This window comes from Streptomyces sp. NBC_01255, from assembly GCF_036226445.1.
Lineage (GTDB): Bacteria > Actinomycetota > Actinomycetes > Streptomycetales > Streptomycetaceae > Streptomyces.
On record NZ_CP108474.1, the window covers coordinates 8,126,442 to 8,142,726 of the forward strand.

A 16,285-nucleotide genomic window follows, 5' to 3' on the forward strand; every position below is an offset into this window, starting at 1 on the left:
CGAGGACGGTTCATTCGAAGCTGAGCACTTCGGAGACCGGCCGGCGGGGCGTGGCCCGCCCCTGGGGACCGTAGCCCAGGCGGAACACCATGTGGACGAAGCTGACCGTCGAGCCGGGATCACGTGCGTCGGAACGGAGTTCGGGCCACTCCAGGGGCTGGGACATGAGGGAGGTGGCGAGACCGTCGAGGGTGGCCTGCAGCAGGACGCGTTGCATGGCCTGGCCCGCCTCCAGCCATTGCTGCGGGGTGTCGTCGGCAGTGCCGAGCAGCGCGAGCTGCGGGCGCTTCTCGAAGCGTGCCGCGACACGGCCGGACACGTGGCGGGTGGCGTCGAAATCCCTGGCGGGGGAGGTCACGTCGTACTGCCGTGGGCCGAAGGCGTACGAGGGAATGCCCTCGGTGCCGGGGCCTTCCCCGGCCGCGCCCGTGCGTGTCCAGGCGGCGATCTCCGCTCGTACGGCCTCGTCCGCCGCCTCGAACAGTTCGGAGGCGTGGACGAGGCTCATGACGGTGTCGGTGTGCCACTCACCCGGTACGACCAGTCGGCAGCCCTCCAGGAACGCCGCGGCACGGAGCCCGTCGACCACCTCGGAGGGGATCCGCTCCTCGGTGAAGGGGAACCGGCTGGTGTGCCGGCGCGCGAGGGCGGGGTACAGCGCGGCGAGCGCGGCGTCGGCATCTTCCGGACGGCCGAGGCGCACGTCGGCCAGGTACCAGGGGTCCGCGGGCTCGGGCAGTGGCCGGACTTCGGCGTGCAGGCCTCTGTGCGCGGCGGCGACCCGTAGACCGAACAAGGCGGCGCCGCAGCCGAGGTGGAGGGCGCGGTGGTCGGGGTCCTGGTGCGGCATGCCGCGCAGGGGATCGCCGTGCAGCTCGATGACGCCCGCACCCGTCCTGCACAAGAACTTCCAGGGCTGTGCGTTGTGCATGGAGGGTGCCGTGACGGCGTCCTCGATCAGCGAGGTCACGAGCGGTCGGGTCAGAGCGGTGGTAGACACGGTGCGTCCTGTCTGCGGTGAGTCACCAAGAGATGTCGTGCGGAGTACGGGTGGAGGACGCGAGGCGGGTGTCGTCTTCGTGGAAGGACAGCCGGTCCACGACGGCGACGACACCGTCGACCCTCTCGGCGAGTCCGACGAGCATCAGGGCCTGACTCCGTCGTCGCACGCGGCCCCCCAGCGTCACCACGCCGTCCAGGACTTGCACGTCCACTGCGTCCCCGGGCAGGTCCAGGGCATCCGTGAGGACGTCCTCACGGATGCGGCGGCGTATCTCCGCGTCCGGACGGAGGTAGACACAGAGAAGATCGCGGCGGGTCACGATGCCGACCAGTCGTTCCTCCTCGTCGACCACGGGGAGACGCTCGACTCCACGGCGCACCATCAGCCGTGCCGCGTCCGCCACCGTCTCCTCGGCGTGGACCGTGACGGCCGGGGTGCTCATCAGCTTCCGTACGGTCAGCTCGTGGCGGGCCAGGAGGTCGCTCTCGGAGACGACACCGACGACATGATCGTCCTCGTCCACGACGGGAACCCCGCTGATGTCGTGCTCGGCGAGCATCTTCGCCACCTCCCTGAACGACGCCGCAGGGACGGCGGAGACCACGTCGTCGGTCATCAGGCCCCCGACCTTCATGTGCTTCATCACCGCGCCTCCTGTTCGAGGGTTCGACCGGTGTGCTGTCCCGTGACACCACCCTCCACCGCACGCTCGGGGTCGGCGAGGGCCGAATGGCCCACCCTCAGGCCCGAACGGGCTCGTCGCTGCCGGCCCGCGCTCTGCCCCGCCCGGGTGGGACCTTTGGTCCCGTCATTGGCCCCAGCGGCCCTCCGGCCGCTCGGGACCAGCTGCCAGGGTGGAAGGAGTCCCCGGACCGCGTGAGGAGGAGCAATGGACGGAACCTCAGCCCGTCCCGGCCCCGGCAGGGTCGTCGTCGGCGTCGACGGATCACCGTCCGCACGCACGGCGCTGATGTGGGCGGCAGCGGAGGCGGCCCTGCGGGGCAGCACTCTCTGCCTCGTCCATGCAACCGGCACGGACACACCGGCCCCGTTTCTGTCCCAGGCGGAGATCGCCAGGAACCGGCAGGCGGGAAGGGAACTGCTCGACCGGACCGCCGAGGCGATCACGGCGCGCCACCCGAAGCTGACGGTCGTCACGGAACTCACCGAGGGTGGAGCCCCCGACGGTCTGCGCCGAGCTGCCGCCCTTACCGGCACGATCGTCGTCGGACACCGGGGCCTCGGCGGATTCTCCTCGTTGTTGCTCGGATCGGTCGGTCTCGAGGTCGCGGCCGCTGCCACCACGCCCGTGGTCGTGGTGCGCGGTACAGCGGAGCCCGTCGAGGCGGGCGTGGTTCTCGTGGCGGTGCGGGACGAGGCCGACGTGGGATGTGCCCGTGCGGCGGCACGCGAGGCCCTGCTGCGCAAGATACCTCTGCGGCTCCTGCACATCTGGAGTGCCGGGCTGTCCGCCCGCTCACGGGCCGTGCTGCACAACGGCGACGACGGGATCGCCGGCGATCACGTTCGCGTCATGGCCTCGGTCTCGGACCGGGTCCGGGAGGAGTTCCCGGGACTCACCGTGCACGCCGACGGTCAGGAGGGCCGTAGCGTCCCCGGGGCCCTCGTGGACGCGTCGCACCACGCAGACCTTCTGGTCGTCGGTGGCCGGCGTTCGCCCGGATACCTCGGACCCACCATCGGACAGACCACGCTCGGCCTGCTGCAGCACGCCCACTGCCCTGTGGAGCTCATCCCCCGGCAAGGCCCCGGACATGGGAGCACGTCGTGACACGCACCAGGGATCGCCGTGACATCGCCGTCGGTATCGACCCGGTCAGGAACGGGCACCTCGCCCTTGCCTGGGCCGCGGACGAGGCTCGATTGCGAGGCGCGGGACTGCGCCTGGTGGTCGCGGTACCCCCGCGGCGCGACACCCGACACGCCGACGACACCGCTCGGCACCTGGCACAGCGGCAGGCCTGCACGGAAGCTCTGCGTACGGCACTCGCCTGGGCGCACGCCCGGCAGCCGGACATCGAAGCCACCTCCTCCCTTCTTGACGGCTTCCCGGCGGCAGTCCTGGCCGCTCTGTCGAACGAGGCCGGCCTGATCGTGCTCGGATCACGGCACCTCAGCCGCCCCGAGGAGTTCCTGAGCGCCGGTTCCCTGGTGGTCCCGGTCACCGCGAAGGCGCACTGCCCGGTGGTCGTCGTGGGCGACGCGGAGCACGTCACGCAGGAGACGCCCTACCTCGTGGTCGGCATCGACGGCAGCGAGTCCTCACGGGCCGCCCTGGCCTGGGCCTTCGAGGAAGCAGACCTCCGGCGCTGCGCCCTGCGGGCCATCGCCGTCTGGCAGCCCCCCGTCTTCACCCTGCACAGCGGTGACACGCTGTTCTCCGCCGAACGCCGCCTGCTCTCGGAGACCACCGCCGGGTGGGCGGAGAAATACCCCGACGTCCGGCTCACACACGAGGTGCTCATCGGCTCGCCCGTCGAGACGCTGGCGGACGCCGCCGAACACGCACTGGCCGTCGTCGTCGGCCGCAGGGGCCGGGGCGGGTACACCGGGATGCGCGTCGGCTCCGTCGTCCACGGGCTGCTGCACCGCGCCCACTGCCCGGTGATCACCGTCCCCGTGGGGTGAGCGGGCCATGACCGCGTCGGCAGCGGACCGGGCCCTCGCCTCGGCGCGGGACACCACGGGGCTCACCGAGGCGGAGGCCGCCTGTCGGCTGGCCGATACCGGCCCCAACGAGGTCACCGCGAGAAGGCCCGTACGACTCCACAGCAGGGTCCTGGCCCAACTGACCGACCCGCTGATCATGGTGCTGCTCGGGGCTGTCGTACTGACCCTCGCGATAGGTGACCACCCCGACGCGATCGTCATCGGACTGGTCGTCCTCGTGAACACGACCGTCGGTGTGGCGCAGGAGATCCGGGCGGACAACGCCGTCGCCGCGCTCTCGGCCCTCACCGCCCCGCACGCGCGCGTGCGGCGCGACGGCGTTGTCCGCGACGTCCCGGCAGCGGCGATCGTCCCAGGTGACGTCCTGCTGGTCGGTGAGGGCGACATCGTCGCCGCCGACGCCGAGCTCGCCGAGGCCTCCGCCGTCCTGGTGGACGAGTCCATGCTCACGGGGGAGTCCGTGTCCGTGGACAAGGACCCCGGTGCGACCCTGAGCGCGGGCACGGTGGTCGTCCGAGGCCGAGGCGTGGCCGTGGTCGAGGCGACCGGGGCATTGAGTGCGCTCGGCCGCATCGCGGCTCTTCTCGACGAACGCCGCGAGCCGACCCCGCTGCAGCGGCGACTCGCCGCCCTCGGGCGCGTCCTCGCGGCCGTGACGCTCGCCCTGTGCGTCCTGGTCTTCGCCCTCGGCCTGGTGCGGGGGCTCCCGCTGGGCACGATGGCCGTCACCGCCATCAGCCTGGCCGTGGCGGCGGTCCCCGAATCCCTTCCCGCCGTCGTCACCCTGGCCCTGGCACTCGGAGCCCGGCGCATGGCCGCCCGGCACGCTCTGGTGCGGCGGCTGCCCGCGGTGGAGACGCTCGGCTCGGTGTCCGTCCTCGCCACCGACAAGACCGGCACCCTGACCGAGGGCCGTATGGTCGTCCAGCACGTCTGGACACCGCGGGTGAGCGCCGAGCTCACGGGCGTGGGGTACGAACCCGAGGGTGAGGTCCTCGTCGCTGGGAGACCGGCGGAAGCGGACGAGCTCGAACCGCTGACGGAGCTGCTGACCGTGACCGCTCTGTGCAACGACGCCACGCTGCGCCCGGCGGACGACCGGAGGCCCGACGGCCGCTGGAAGGCTTTGGGCGACCCCATGGAGGCCGCCTTGCTGGTGGCCGCTGCCAAGACGGGCTGCCCGGAGCCGGCGGAACTGTCGGTGACCCGCCCCCGGATCGGAGAAGCGCCCTTCGACAGCCTCCGCAGACGCATGACCACCCTCCACAAGGCCGATGGAGACGGGGCGCTCGTCTGCCTGAAGGGCGCACCCGAAGCCGTCCTCGACCCTGCAATCCTGCAGGATCCTCCGGACGTGCTCGCGGCGGCCCACCAGGAGGCCGCGCGCCTGGCCGCTCGCGGATACCGCGTGCTCGCAGTGGCATCGGGCGTGCGGAATGACCTCCCGAGCCCGGTCACCGAGGCGGAGTCGGGGCTTGCGCTCCTCGGCCTCGTCGCGCTCAGCGACCCGCCCAAACCGCATGCCGCAGCGACCCTCGCCGCCTGCCGGGCGGCCGGCATCACCCCCGTCCTCATCACCGGGGACCATCCGGCGACGGCTCGGGCGGTGGCGTCCCACGTCGCACTCCTGGGTGACGGCGGTGAGACGGAAGGCCACGTCGTCACAGGGGCGGACGTGACCGCGGGGCGAGTCGCCGACCTCACCTCGGTGCGGGTCTTCGCCCGTACGGACCCCCAGCAGAAGCTGGACATCGTGGAGGCGTGGCGCGCCAGGGGAGCGGTGACCGCCATGACCGGCGACGGGGTCAACGACGGTCCCGCCCTGCACCGTGCCGACATCGGTGTCGCCATGGGCGCACGCGGCACGGAGGTCGCCCGTCAGGCCGCCGACCTCGTCCTCACCGACGACGAGCTCTCGACGGTCGTGGCGGCCGTAGAGGAGGGAAGGCGTGTCTACGACAACATCCGCCGCTTCCTCGTCTACGGGATGGCCGGCGGCGCGGCAGAGATCCTCGTGATGCTCATCGGCCCGCTGCTCGGGCTGCCGCTGCCCCTTCGCGCCGGCCAGATCCTGTGGATCAACCTCCTCACACATGGCCTCACCGGCGTCGCCATGGGCGCCGAACCCGCGTCCCCGGGAGCGATGCACCGCCCGCCGCGCCCACCTGACCAGCACATTCTCGGCGGAGGCGCCTGGCAGAGGCTGCTCCTTCTCGCGGCCGTCGTCACGGCGGCCTCCCTCGGCGCGGGCCTCGCCGCCCAGGCAATGGACCTGGCCTGGCAGAGCGTGCTCTTCCTCGCCCTGCTCGCCGCGCAGCTCGGCGTCGCCCTGGGACTGCGCACCCGACTTCTGACCAAGGAGAACCCGTTCCTCCCTCTGTCCGTCCTCGCTTCTGCCCTTCTGGCAGCGGCAGCGCTGTACGTGCCCTTCCTGAACTCGATCCTGGAGACCGAGCCACTCGGCTGGGCGGGCGCCGGGATCGCTCTCGCATGCGCGCCCGCCGGATTCGTCGCGGCCCGCGTCGTACGGACCGCCTTCCACCCGGGGGGCCCGACAGGAACGGGTGGTTCATCCGGACTACGGTGAGAGTGCGCGCTTCGGGTGGAGCCCGTGCGCTCGATGCAGCCGGAGGTTCGATGGGCCGGGAGGACACCAAGCCCGCAGGTACACGGCTGCCACGGCTGCGCCTCGACGAGCTGCTCGACGAGGTCCAGGTGCGTATCGACGAGTTGCGTGGCACCAGGGACCGGCTCAACGGGCTCCTCGAAGCTGTCATGTCCGTGGGCCGTGAACTCGACCTGCCTCAGGTGCTGCGCGGCATCGTGGCGTCCGCCGTGACTCTGGTGGACGCCGAGTACGGAGCCCTGGGTGTCATCGGTGACGACCGGAAGCTCTCCGCATTCCTCCCCATCGGCATCGACGACGAACTCCGTGAGCGGATCGGCGCGCTACCGTCCGGACACGGCATCCTCGGCGAACTGATCCGCAACCCCAAGCCGCTGCGTCTCGCCGAGCTGTCCGAGCACCCGGCCTCGTACGGCTTCCCCGCCCATCATCCGCCGATGCACACGTTCCTGGGCGTCCCCATCCGGGTCCGCGACGAAGTGTTCGGCAACCTCTACCTCACGGAGAAGCGCGGAGGAGCCGACTTCGACGCCGAGGACGAGGCCGTCGTGACGACCCTGGCCGTCGCGGCCGGCATCGCCATCGAGAACGCCCGCCTCTACGAGGAGGGCCGCCTGCGCCAGCGCTGGCTGGCCGCCAGCTCCGACTTCACCAGCGCCCTCCTGTCCGGTGCGGAGGAGACCGAGGTCCTCGGCGGGATGCTGGAGCAGGCGGTGGACATCGCGGGCGCCGACATGGGGGTCTTCTACCTGGTCGGACCGGGCGGCGAGCTGCGGGGCTCGCTGGCCAGCGGCGAGGGCGCCGAAACGCACCGGGGCGTCGTCCTCCCGAACACCGAAGGAACCCTGGTCGAGGCCGCCCTCGCGGAGGACGGCCTGGTCACGGTCGCCGACGTCGAGAACGAACCGACCATCACGATGCAGACCGAAAGGTGGAAGGGGTACGGACCGGCGGTGGCCGTCGCGGTCGGCACCAAGGAGCAACTCAGAGGGGTGCTGATCCTCGCGCGGTGTCACGGGCGGCCGGCCTTCATGACCGCCGAGGTCACCGCGCTTCCCGGCTTCGCGGGCCAGGCGGCCCTGGCGCTCGAACTGGCCGACCGCCGTCGTGACGCCGAACAGGTGAGCCTTCTGGAGGACCGCGACCGGATCGCCCGAGACCTCCACGATCTGGCGATCCAGCGCTTGTTCGCCACGGGGATGACGCTGCAGAGCGCCCGGCGCTTCGTCGAGCACCCGGAGGCCGTGGACCGATTGACCCGGGCCGTCGACGACCTCGACGCCACCATCAAGATCATCCGATCGACAATCTTCGGCCTCCGGGAACACGACACCCCGGGAACCGCCCCGAAACTGCGAAAGCGCCTGGTCAAGGCCGTGGATTCGGCGGCGACGACGCTCGGATTCACTCCGGCGCTGCGTATGGAGGGCCTGATCGACACCGACGTACCGACGGAAGCGGCCGAGGAGGTGCTCGCCGTCCTCGGGGAGGCCCTCACCAATGTGGCACGGCACGCCCGGGCCCGAACGGCGGAGGTGTCGGTCGTGGCCGACGACGGCGTGCTGGCGGTGACGGTGAGCGACGACGGTGTCGGCATCCCGCACGGCGGCAGCCGCAGCGGACTGCGGAACCTGTCCGAACGGGCCGAGCGGCTGGGCGGCACGCTTTCGGTCCACGCGCGAGCGGCGCCCGGCAGCGGCACGGTCCTCGAGTGGAGGATCCCACTCCCGACCGCGCGGGAATGAAGGCTTCTACGTCCCCTCGGCGTCGTGCTCGTGGACCTGCGCGGCGATGACGGCGGCCTGTACGCGGCGTTCCACGCCGAGTTTGCCGAGCAGCCGGGAGATGTGGTTCTTGACGGTCTTCTCCGACAGATAGAGCCGCTTGGCGATCTGCCGGTTGGTGAGTCCCTCGCCGATGAGTTCGAGCACCGACCGCTCCCTGTCGGACAGCACCGCGAGCCGCTCGTCCTCCGGCGGTTTCGCCGGCTCGGGGTCGCGCAGCGAGTGCATCAGCCGGGCGGTGGTGGCCGGGTCGAGCATCGACTGCCCGGTGGCCACGGTCCGTACGGCCGCCACCAGATCCGACCCCTTGATCTGCTTCAGGACGTACCCGGCCGCCCCAGCCATGATCGCGTCGAGGAGAGCGTCCTCGTCGTCGAACGACGTCAGCATCAGGCACGCCACGTCAGGCATCCGAGACCGCAGCTCCCGGCACACGGAGATGCCGTCTCCGTCGGGCAGCCGCACGTCGAGGACCGCCACGTCCGGGCGCAGGGCGGGGCCCCTGGCCAGTGCCTGCTCCGCACTTGCCGCCTCGCCGACCACTTCCATGTCGGGCTCGTCGTCGATCAGGTCGCGAAGGCCCCGGCGGACGACCTCGTGGTCATCGACGAGGAACACCCGCGTGGGTGCGGTGGCTGCCGGCAGATCGGACATGGCGACCCCTGCGATCGGTGGGTTCGTATCCGCCCCCACAAGGATTGTCCGTCATACAGCGTCTTCGTGGGCACCGAGATCCATCCGTACGTCGACGACACCCTCCACCGCCCGCACGGCGCGGGCGAGCAGCGGAACCAGGGACCGTTCGACGAGCGCACCGCGAAGGGTGGCCACACCCTCCAGAACGGACACGTCGAGCCCTGCCGGGGCGGCCGACTCGCCGAGGATGGAACGGCGGATCTCCTCCTCGATCTCGCCGTCCGTTCGGAGGAACACCTTGAGCAGGTCGCTCCGGCTGACGACCCCTTCCAGCATCCCGATCTCGTTCACCACCGGCAGCCGCTTCACCTTCCGGGTGGCCATGATCCGTGCCGCCTCGGCGAGCGTGGCGTCCGGGTGGACGGTGACGGCCGGACTCGACATGAGTTCGCCCGCCCGCAGGGCTCCGGCCTTGGCCGCTTCGTCGAATTCGCCCGGGCGGGGCCCGTCGAGGCGGAACTCCTCCTTCGGCAGGAGATCCGCCTCCGACACGACTCCGACGACTCGTCCCTCTCCCTCAAGGACGGGAAGGGCACTCACCTTCCACTGGTCCAAGAGCGCGACGATCTCCTTGTAGGGCGCGTCACGGCCGATCGCGATGGCGGTGTGGGTCATGACGTCGCTGACGGTGTAGCGCGAGGCAGGCATGACGTTCTCCGGGGGGTGGACGATGGTCTACAGGCCGCTGCCGTGCGGGGCGTACAGATCGAGCAGTCGTACTCGGGCGGAGACAAGGCGACGAGCGAGCGTCTGCCCGACGAGATGCCCGAGCGCGGAGCCGAGAGCAGGGTCGGCGTCCATCATCATGCGCACGGTCAGTGCATCGAACTCGTACGCCCGCACACGCGTCATGGCCTCCGCACCGAAGTGCCAGCGATACGGGGCGAACAGCCAAGACCATCCGAGCAGCTCACCCGCATTCACGGTGTCGATCACCGCCGGCTGTGTGCCGGGCACGGCGAAGTCCAAGGTGACCGTGCCCGTCCGAAGGATCCAGAAGCGCCGGGCGGGATCGCCCTCCTCGAACAGCCGGGTGCCTTCAGGGAGGTCCACTGGGCGGCCGCATGCCATCAGCCGTTCTTGTTGGTCGGCGGACAGAGCTGTCGTGAGCCGAGGGGAAGGAAGAGAGCTCATCGGGGACCTCCTCGTCGGTGTCCGCCTCCAGTCTCTGCTCCACATAAGGCGGAGAGGGAGGGCCGGATGGCCCCCTCTTCGCACCTCTCGGTCGCCTCTCCCCCTATCGACCGGCCGTTCACGTCAACGGGTTTCCGCGGAGGGTGGCCCCGGATGGTTCATCGCCTCGGACACGGTCGTCGGCCGACTCCTACAACCCCTGGGACAGCAGGAGTTCGTGCGCCAGCCGGGCTCCGCGAGCCGCCTGCTTCTCCCGGTCAGTGTCCTGGGAGGGGATGTCCTCAAGCCCTTCGGCCAGAGCTCTGACAGCCTGCGCCAGGACCTGCACCTGGTCCTCCAGGATGCGCAGCCTCTCATGTTCGTTCGGGGCGACGTTCTCGGTCATCACGGTTCGACCTCCTATGAGAGTGGGGGATGAGGAGCGGACGCTTCCGGACGACGGCGCTGAGCGGTGAGGTGGCCCTGGTCCTGGAGGGCCGTATGAGCGTCGTCCTCTAGTCCGCCGTCATGTAAGGCCGCCGGAAGACCAAGGGGCTGGAGCCGTACGGGCGTACCGCCGCCAGCGCTTGGGCGACAGCGGCCTCCAAGGGACCGCTCGTGTCGACCGGGGCGGCCTCTGCCCAGGGCGGCTCCTGCTCGGCCATGGCGGTGGCGACGCCGAGGTCGGCGTCGGACGGTCCGGCGGCCCGGGCGTCGAGGCGGGCTGCCGTCATGTCGGGCGGGACCTGGCAGTGCAGGGCCACGAGGTCGGCGCTCGTCTGCTCGGCCACGAGCCGGGCGGCTTCGCGTTGCCTCCCGTCCGACCAGGTGGCATCGAGGACGACGGATTCGCCACGGGCCAGCAGGACGGACGCGCGCTCGAGCAGGGTCGTGTACGTGTTCTCGCTCCATTCGGGTGTGTAGAGGCCCTCGCCAAAGGGGGCGGGAGCGGGGTGGTCGGCAGGGATGCCCGCGAGTTCCTTGCGGAGACGGTCGCTGCTGAGCAGGGTGACGCCCAAGCGGTCGGCTAGCGCGCCGGAGAGCGTGGATTTGCCGCTGCCGGGGAGTCCTCCCACGAGCGTGAGGCCGATGACGGAGGCGCGTAGGTGACGCAGAGTCGTCGTGATGAGGTGCCGTGCGGCGAGGGCGGCGCCGGGCGCACCTTGGTGTGCTTGGATCAAGACCACCTTGGCGCGGACGAAGGCGCGGTAGGCGACGTAGTGGTGGCGCAGTGAGGGGGGTGAGGGGTCGCCGGAGTACTCGATGTAGCGGGCGAGGAAGAATGCCGCGGCTTCCGGTGCGTCGAGCAGTTCGAGGTCCATGGCGAGGAAGGCGGCGTCGTCGAGGGCGTCGACGTAGCGGAGGTGGTCGTCGAACTCCAGGCAGTCCAGCACCCGGGGGCCGTCGTCGAGGCAGAAGATGTCCTCGGCGAGTAGGTCGCCGTGTCCGTCGACGATCCGGCCCTCTTCGATGCGCGTGTCGAACAACGCCTCGCGGCCTGCGAGGTACCGGCGGACCAGCTCCTCGATCTCCTCCACGCCCTCGGGCGCGTGGCCATCGGCATCGAGTGCACGAACCTGCGCGAAGCTCGCCTCCCAGCGGGAGGACAGTGCGTCCCGCGTGCCCTGCGCGTCCACGTCCGGCGTGCGGACCGCCTTCGCGTGGTGCGTGGCGAGCAGTCGCGCGACGGCCCGCAAATCATCGTCGACGACCGCGCCCTCCCGTACGAGCCGGGACAGGCGGCGCTCCACCGGCATACGACGCATCACGACGAGAGGTTCGGGTGATGAGTGCGGGACGCTCAACTCGCCCACGCCAATGTAGACGTCGGGGGCGAAGCGACGGTTGAGGGCGACCTCCCGCTCGCACGCCACTCGCCGCGCCTCGACGGTCGTGTAATCCAGGAACGTCAGGTCCACCGGCTTCTTGAGCTTGTAAGCCCGCTCGCCGACGAAGAACACCACCGCGGTGTGGGTCTCGTACACCTCCGCCCGCGGAAGCGAGCCGGCGTCGGCGCCGGAGGCGGCGGTCCGGAGCACGGACGCGTCGTCTTGACGCACTGACGTGACCGCGTCCCCGAGGCGGTTGGACTCAGCCATGGTGAACGACGGCGACAGGACGGCGGACGTGGTGAGGGGATGCCTGAGTCACCGAGCCGAGGGGCGTCGCGAGGGCGGGACGGCGCTCGCGTCGGCCGACGACCTGTAGCTCGGCTCCCTCTGCGGCACTCACGACAGCCTCGGCCGGGCCTTTCAGCCGCACGGCATCGGCCGGCTCCGCATTCGGGAACTTCTCGCGCCAGGGACGAAGACCCTGACCCGGCTGCCTCTGCGCGTCATCCGTGATGTCGTCGGTGACGTCGTGGCCCAGGCCCAAAGGCGTGTGCGCATGAATCGGCTGGCTCCGGCCGTGGACGGCCTGGAGAGGAACGCCGCGTGCCGAGGTGGCGCCGATGGCGAGCAGGTCGTCGCACGAGCCGTACCGTTTCAGCGCGACCACGAGGCCGGCCCGAGCGGACGACGGCGCGGCTTCGCGGGCCTCGCCACGGACCAGCACCTCGGGCCGTGCGGCACGTGCCACGACAGCCGGACTTGCGGAGCTCACGGCGGGAGTCAGGCCGAGTGAACCGAGCACCGGCTGCTCGGACTCCGAGGCCACCCTCTGCGGGGCGTTCCGGGCGTCGTCGGCAACCAGGTTGCCGACGTTCGCGAGACCCGGGACGAGCTCCTTGAGGTGCGTCTGCTCTTGGTGCACGAGGCGTTTCGCCCAGCCATCGAGGCCGACCGTGAAGACTGGCTCCATGGCGATTGCCTCCGTCTCGTACGACTCCGGGTAGGACGGGCGGACGTCGGCAGCTGACGGCCGAAGCTCACCGTTCCTATGCTCCGAGGAGTACCGCAGATCATCGTGCCGCGCACGCGGGCGGCGTGGTGACCCGGCTCGGAATTGGGGTGGGCTTGATCCCCTGCGCCGCCCGTGTTCGGCGACCTTTCCCGCTTGCCTCTGCGAGGCGCGGATTTCGGCCGGCACGCCACCCCGATCGTGGACTGACGGCCACGTCATGGCGGTACGGACTGCTTGTTCGGGTTCCTGCCGCAGACCGTCGCGTCCAGCGTCGGAGTCACAGGGGCGCGGACCAAGAGAAGGCCTTCTTGAAGGCCTCTCCCTTACCCCGCTGATCCGTACAGATCACTTTACGAGCCGTGCTGACCAGCAACTTTGCGTGGATCCCGAGTTTCATGATGACGCTCACGAATGGCCCAGCAGCCCTGGCATCACCCTCGCCGGCGGCGCCACCGACGCCCGGGCACCCTCCACGGGACAGAGGACACCGGCATGGGCCTAGGGCGTCTGGTCGATGTGTGATCACGAAGGTCGGTGGCGTCCCTGAGGGGGGACCGATCAGGCGACCTGGAGGGCCGCTCCCCACGCCCTCGCGCGATCCCTTTCGCCCTCACGCAGCGGCCCTTCGGTGTCCTCGATGATGAACCCTTCAGGTTCCGCGACGAGTTCATAGCCATGGCCGCGCAGCCGACGCGCGATGCCGCCGGCGGCGGCGCCGGCCAGACGCATGTCCGCCCGGGTGTCGAAGGCAGCGGCAGCATGGGTACCGGTGTGGGCCTTCGGGAGCGTGTCGTGGAACCAGTCGCGGACGCCAGGGCCTTCGGCGCCCTCCTCGGGGACGAAGGCACGCTCCTCCTTCTCGGCCTCCTTTTCCTCGGACTTCAGTCCCATCTTCCGGCTCATCCCGGTGGTCATGCCCCGCATATGAGTCGGCCCGCCGACGACCAGGAGGTCGGTGGGACCGATGCGTTCGGGCAGCGCGTCGGCGACTGCCACGCACTCGACCTCGGCGTCCGGGTGCGCCTCCTTCACTCCCTCTCCGATCGCGTCAGCGATCTCGCGCGTGTTGCCGAACAGGCTCTCGTACACGATCACGGCACGCATCACGCCTCATCTCCTCAGGTGCTTCGTTCTCCGGCCTCAGCGGCCTTCTCGATCGACCGCAGCGCCCCGCGCAGCACGATGCCGACGCCCGGGGAGACCAGCGTCCAGTAGCGGCCGAACCGTGTGGTGGAATCCGGGTCGGTGCAGGCGGTGCGCGCCTCGTAGGTCAGGAGGGACTGCCGCGCACCGTAAGGGTGGACGACGAAGGCGGCCGCCATCTTCGCCCAGCCGGGCTCGTCGAAGCCCGCGTAGTCACCTGGTTCGACATGGCGCCACTCGATGGTGGGCTTCCACACCTTGCCGACCGCGCCGAAGACGATCTCGCGGCCCGCGCGCTCACCCAGGGGAACCCAGGGCTGGGCCTCGGGATCCCCCTGATCACCACCCGCGACGGTGTCGAACAGATCGGACACCCGCATCGAAGGCGGTGTGACCACGGGCCGACGGCGCATCCGGTCCGGCACTCCACGCGCCCACATGACCGCGTCGAACAGCGGCGAGTGGATGGACAGCATGTCCAGATCACGGGCTGCGCCGTACACGACGTCCGGCGCGGCGGCGATTACCGCGCACTCCAGGCGGGAGAACCGGAAATCGGGCAGAACTGCGTCGAGCAAGAGGGGCTCGGCGACGCTCAGGTCGGCATTCATGAGTACCTCCCGGAATCCGACACCACCAGTCTGATCCACAGGACACGCACCTCGCTGGGGTCGAACGGTCCCCACTTGCATCGCGATCGTCGCCGCCTCCTCCACGGCGGCACATCTCGCTTGAGGCGGAAGCGGCTTCGACGATGCGCTCACGGCCCGAATCGCCGTGCCCGCTTGGCGTCCTTGCCGCCGTGAAGTGGGTCGGTGGGGCCAGATCCTGCCCGTCAGGTTCGCCAACGCGACGGACAGGATCTGGGGTTCATGGAAGAGACCGCTAGCGCGGGCATACCACCAGAGCTGGTCTCTGCGGCCGGCTCAGACCGTGGCCGGGACGATTTCCGTCGTCTTGGCGCTGTCTGCGAGGGCGGCAAGAAAGCGCTCCGTGTCCAGAGCCGCCTGGCAGCCACTGGCAGCGGCCGTTATGGCCTGGCGGTAGGTGTGGTCGACGACGTCGCCGGCGGCGAAGACGCCGGGCAGGTTCGTACGGGTGGAGGACGCCTCGACCTTGATGTAGCCCTCATCATCCAGGTCGACCTGGTCGGTGAAGAGCTCGGTGCGCGGGTCGTGGCCGATGGCGATGAAGAGGCCGGTTACCGCCAGGTCGCGGGTCTTGCCGGTGATGCTGTCGCGCAGGGCGACTCCGGCGAGCATGCCGTTCTCCGCCTTGATCTCGGCGATCTCGCTGTCGAAGGCGAAGGAGATCTTGTCGTCGGCGAAGGCGCGGTTCTGCATGGCCTTGGAGGCGCGCAGGGTCGAGCGGCGGTGGACGACGGTGACGGAGCGGGCGAAGCGGGTGAGGAAGGTGGCTTCCTCCATGGCGGTGTCGCCGCCGCCGACCACGACGATGTCGCGGCCCTTGAAGAAGAAGCCGTCGCAGGTGGCGCACCACGAGACGCCGCGGCCCGAGAGCTCGTCCTCGTTGGGGAGGCCGAGCTTGCGGTAGCCGGAGCCGGTCGCGATGATCACGGCCTTGGCGCGGTGGACCGTTCCCTCGGAGTCGGTGACGGTCTTGATATCGCCGGTCAGGTCGACGGAGACGATGTCGTCGTCGATCATCTCGGCGCCGAAGCGCTCGGCCTGGGCCCGCATGTTGTCCATGAGATCCGGGCCGTCGATGCCTGTGGGGAAGCCGGGGAAGTTCTCGACCTCGGTCGTCGTGGTCAGGGACCCGCCGACGAAGATCGAGCTGCCGAAGAGCAGGGGCTTGAGCTGGGCGCGGGCGGTGTAGAGGGCGGCGGTATATCCGGCGGGGCCGGAGCCTATGACGATGACCTCACGGACGTCGTCGGCGGTGGTCGCGGTCGGGTCGGTCACTGAGGTCACGCCTCCTTCTTCGCGTCGATCTCGGCGATGAGGCCCTCGATGAGGACCTTGATCTCGTCGCGGATGGGGCGGACGGCATCGACGCCCTGGCCGGCCGGGTCCTCCAGGGCCCAGTCGAGGTACTTCTTGCCCGGGAAGATCGGGCAGGCGTCGCCGCAGCCCATGGTGATGACGTAGTCGGACGCCTGGACGGCCTCGGTGGTCAGCACCTTCGGCTTCTGGTCGGAGATGTCGACGCCGACCTCGGCCATGGCCTCGACCGCGGCCGGGTTGACCTGGTCGCCCGGGATCGAGCCGGCGGAGCGGACCTCGATGCGGTCGCCGGCGAGGTGGTTCAGGAACCCGGCGGCCATCTGGGAGCGGCCGGCGTTGTGGACGCAGACGAAGAGCACGGAGGCGAGCGGAGCGGTCATCGGTTCTTCCTTAGGCAGGGATGGAGCATGGCGCGGGG

At 70.4% G+C, this 16,285-nt stretch carries 16 protein-coding genes; 4 read left to right on the forward strand and 12 right to left on the reverse strand.

What is annotated here, in order from left to right; translation table 11 throughout:
- Window positions 1-10: 10 nt before the first annotated feature.
- Together OG357_RS36690 and OG357_RS36695 are read right to left on the reverse strand one after the other, a co-directional pair.
- Window positions 11-1,000: an Acg family FMN-binding oxidoreductase gene (locus tag OG357_RS36690; protein ID WP_329625219.1), complete on the reverse strand. Its 990-nt coding sequence runs from the start codon at window positions 998-1,000 to the stop codon at window positions 11-13.
- 22 nt (window positions 1,001-1,022) lie between these two features.
- A complete protein-coding gene (locus OG357_RS36695) occupies window positions 1,023-1,646 on the reverse strand; it encodes a CBS domain-containing protein (protein ID WP_329625220.1) in 624 nt (207 codons plus the stop codon).
- A 246-nt stretch (window positions 1,647-1,892) separates the two neighbouring features.
- Between OG357_RS36695 and OG357_RS36700 the strand changes: the two genes are divergently transcribed.
- The 4 genes from OG357_RS36700 to OG357_RS36715 are packed head-to-tail and all read left to right on the forward strand — an operon-like array spanning window position 1,893 to window position 8,065.
- On the forward strand, window positions 1,893-2,795 hold the full coding sequence (locus OG357_RS36700) for a universal stress protein (protein ID WP_329625221.1): 903 nt from the start codon (window positions 1,893-1,895) through the stop codon (window positions 2,793-2,795).
- Complete coding sequence (locus tag OG357_RS36705) at window positions 2,792-3,652, forward strand: universal stress protein (RefSeq protein ID WP_329625222.1); 861 nt, start codon at window positions 2,792-2,794, stop codon at window positions 3,650-3,652. Before OG357_RS36700 ends, OG357_RS36705 begins: the two co-directional genes overlap by 4 nt.
- Before the next feature lie 7 nt (window positions 3,653-3,659).
- A complete protein-coding gene (locus OG357_RS36710; protein WP_329625223.1) occupies window positions 3,660-6,281 on the forward strand; it encodes a cation-translocating P-type ATPase in 2,622 nt (873 codons plus the stop codon).
- A gap of 50 nt (window positions 6,282-6,331) precedes the next feature.
- Window positions 6,332-8,065: a sensor histidine kinase gene (locus OG357_RS36715; RefSeq protein WP_329625224.1), complete on the forward strand. Its 1,734-nt coding sequence runs from the start codon at window positions 6,332-6,334 to the stop codon at window positions 8,063-8,065.
- A gap of 6 nt (window positions 8,066-8,071) precedes the next feature.
- On the opposite strand, the gene OG357_RS36720 is transcribed toward OG357_RS36715, so the two are convergent.
- The 10 genes from OG357_RS36720 to OG357_RS36765 all read right to left on the reverse strand — a co-directional run bounded on the left by OG357_RS36720 (window position 8,072) and on the right by OG357_RS36765 (window position 16,247).
- Window positions 8,072-8,758 (reverse strand): response regulator transcription factor, encoded by a 687-nt coding sequence (locus tag OG357_RS36720; protein WP_329625225.1) that lies wholly within the window; start codon window positions 8,756-8,758, stop codon window positions 8,072-8,074.
- Between the two features lie 51 nt (window positions 8,759-8,809).
- Window positions 8,810-9,448, reverse strand: coding sequence for a CBS domain-containing protein (locus OG357_RS36725; RefSeq protein ID WP_329625226.1), 639 nt, complete (start codon window positions 9,446-9,448; stop codon window positions 8,810-8,812).
- A gap of 27 nt (window positions 9,449-9,475) precedes the next feature.
- Window positions 9,476-9,934: a Crp/Fnr family transcriptional regulator gene (locus OG357_RS36730; RefSeq protein WP_328940959.1), complete on the reverse strand. Its 459-nt coding sequence runs from the start codon at window positions 9,932-9,934 to the stop codon at window positions 9,476-9,478.
- Window positions 9,935-10,124: 190 nt separating this feature from the next.
- Window positions 10,125-10,319 carry a hypothetical protein gene (locus OG357_RS36735; RefSeq protein ID WP_329625812.1) on the reverse strand — a complete coding sequence of 65 codons (195 nt, stop codon included), beginning with the start codon at window positions 10,317-10,319 and terminating at the stop codon, window positions 10,125-10,127.
- Between the two features lie 109 nt (window positions 10,320-10,428).
- Window positions 10,429-11,898: a bifunctional aminoglycoside phosphotransferase/ATP-binding protein gene (locus OG357_RS36740; protein ID WP_329625813.1), complete on the reverse strand. Its 1,470-nt coding sequence runs from the start codon at window positions 11,896-11,898 to the stop codon at window positions 10,429-10,431.
- A 106-nt stretch (window positions 11,899-12,004) separates the two neighbouring features.
- Window positions 12,005-12,715: a universal stress protein gene (locus tag OG357_RS36745; RefSeq protein WP_329625227.1), complete on the reverse strand. Its 711-nt coding sequence runs from the start codon at window positions 12,713-12,715 to the stop codon at window positions 12,005-12,007.
- A 600-nt stretch (window positions 12,716-13,315) separates the two neighbouring features.
- Window positions 13,316-13,861, reverse strand: a complete 546-nt coding sequence (locus OG357_RS36750; RefSeq protein WP_329625814.1) for a flavodoxin domain-containing protein — start codon at window positions 13,859-13,861, stop codon at window positions 13,316-13,318.
- Between the two features lie 14 nt (window positions 13,862-13,875).
- Window positions 13,876-14,511, reverse strand: coding sequence for a hypothetical protein (locus OG357_RS36755; protein WP_329625228.1), 636 nt, complete (start codon window positions 14,509-14,511; stop codon window positions 13,876-13,878).
- 315 nt (window positions 14,512-14,826) lie between these two features.
- A complete protein-coding gene (trxB, locus tag OG357_RS36760) occupies window positions 14,827-15,825 on the reverse strand; it encodes a thioredoxin-disulfide reductase (RefSeq protein ID WP_329625815.1) in 999 nt (332 codons plus the stop codon).
- 5 nt (window positions 15,826-15,830) lie between these two features.
- Window positions 15,831-16,247, reverse strand: a complete 417-nt coding sequence (locus OG357_RS36765) for an arsenate reductase ArsC (RefSeq protein ID WP_329625229.1) — start codon at window positions 16,245-16,247, stop codon at window positions 15,831-15,833.
- Between the last annotated feature and the right edge of the window lie 38 nt (window positions 16,248-16,285).

Coding starts and splice junctions, on each gene's coding strand:
- OG357_RS36695 (WP_329625220.1), bottom strand. CDS start 1,646: ATGAAGCACATGAAGGTCGGGGGCCTGATGACCGACGACGTGGTCTCC.
- OG357_RS36700 (WP_329625221.1), top strand. CDS start 1,893: ATGGACGGAACCTCAGCCCGTCCCGGCCCCGGCAGGGTCGTCGTCGGC.
- OG357_RS36710 (WP_329625223.1), top strand. CDS start 3,660: ATGACCGCGTCGGCAGCGGACCGGGCCCTCGCCTCGGCGCGGGACACC.
- OG357_RS36715 (WP_329625224.1), top strand. CDS start 6,332: ATGGGCCGGGAGGACACCAAGCCCGCAGGTACACGGCTGCCACGGCTG.
- OG357_RS36720 (WP_329625225.1), bottom strand. CDS start 8,758: ATGTCCGATCTGCCGGCAGCCACCGCACCCACGCGGGTGTTCCTCGTC.
- OG357_RS36725 (WP_329625226.1), bottom strand. CDS start 9,448: ATGCCTGCCTCGCGCTACACCGTCAGCGACGTCATGACCCACACCGCC.
- OG357_RS36730 (WP_328940959.1), bottom strand. CDS start 9,934: ATGAGCTCTCTTCCTTCCCCTCGGCTCACGACAGCTCTGTCCGCCGAC.
- OG357_RS36735 (WP_329625812.1), bottom strand. CDS start 10,319: ATGACCGAGAACGTCGCCCCGAACGAACATGAGAGGCTGCGCATCCTG.
- OG357_RS36745 (WP_329625227.1), bottom strand. CDS start 12,715: ATGGAGCCAGTCTTCACGGTCGGCCTCGATGGCTGGGCGAAACGCCTC.
- OG357_RS36750 (WP_329625814.1), bottom strand. CDS start 13,861: ATGCGTGCCGTGATCGTGTACGAGAGCCTGTTCGGCAACACGCGCGAG.
- OG357_RS36755 (WP_329625228.1), bottom strand. CDS start 14,511: ATGAATGCCGACCTGAGCGTCGCCGAGCCCCTCTTGCTCGACGCAGTT.
- OG357_RS36765 (WP_329625229.1), bottom strand. CDS start 16,247: ATGACCGCTCCGCTCGCCTCCGTGCTCTTCGTCTGCGTCCACAACGCC.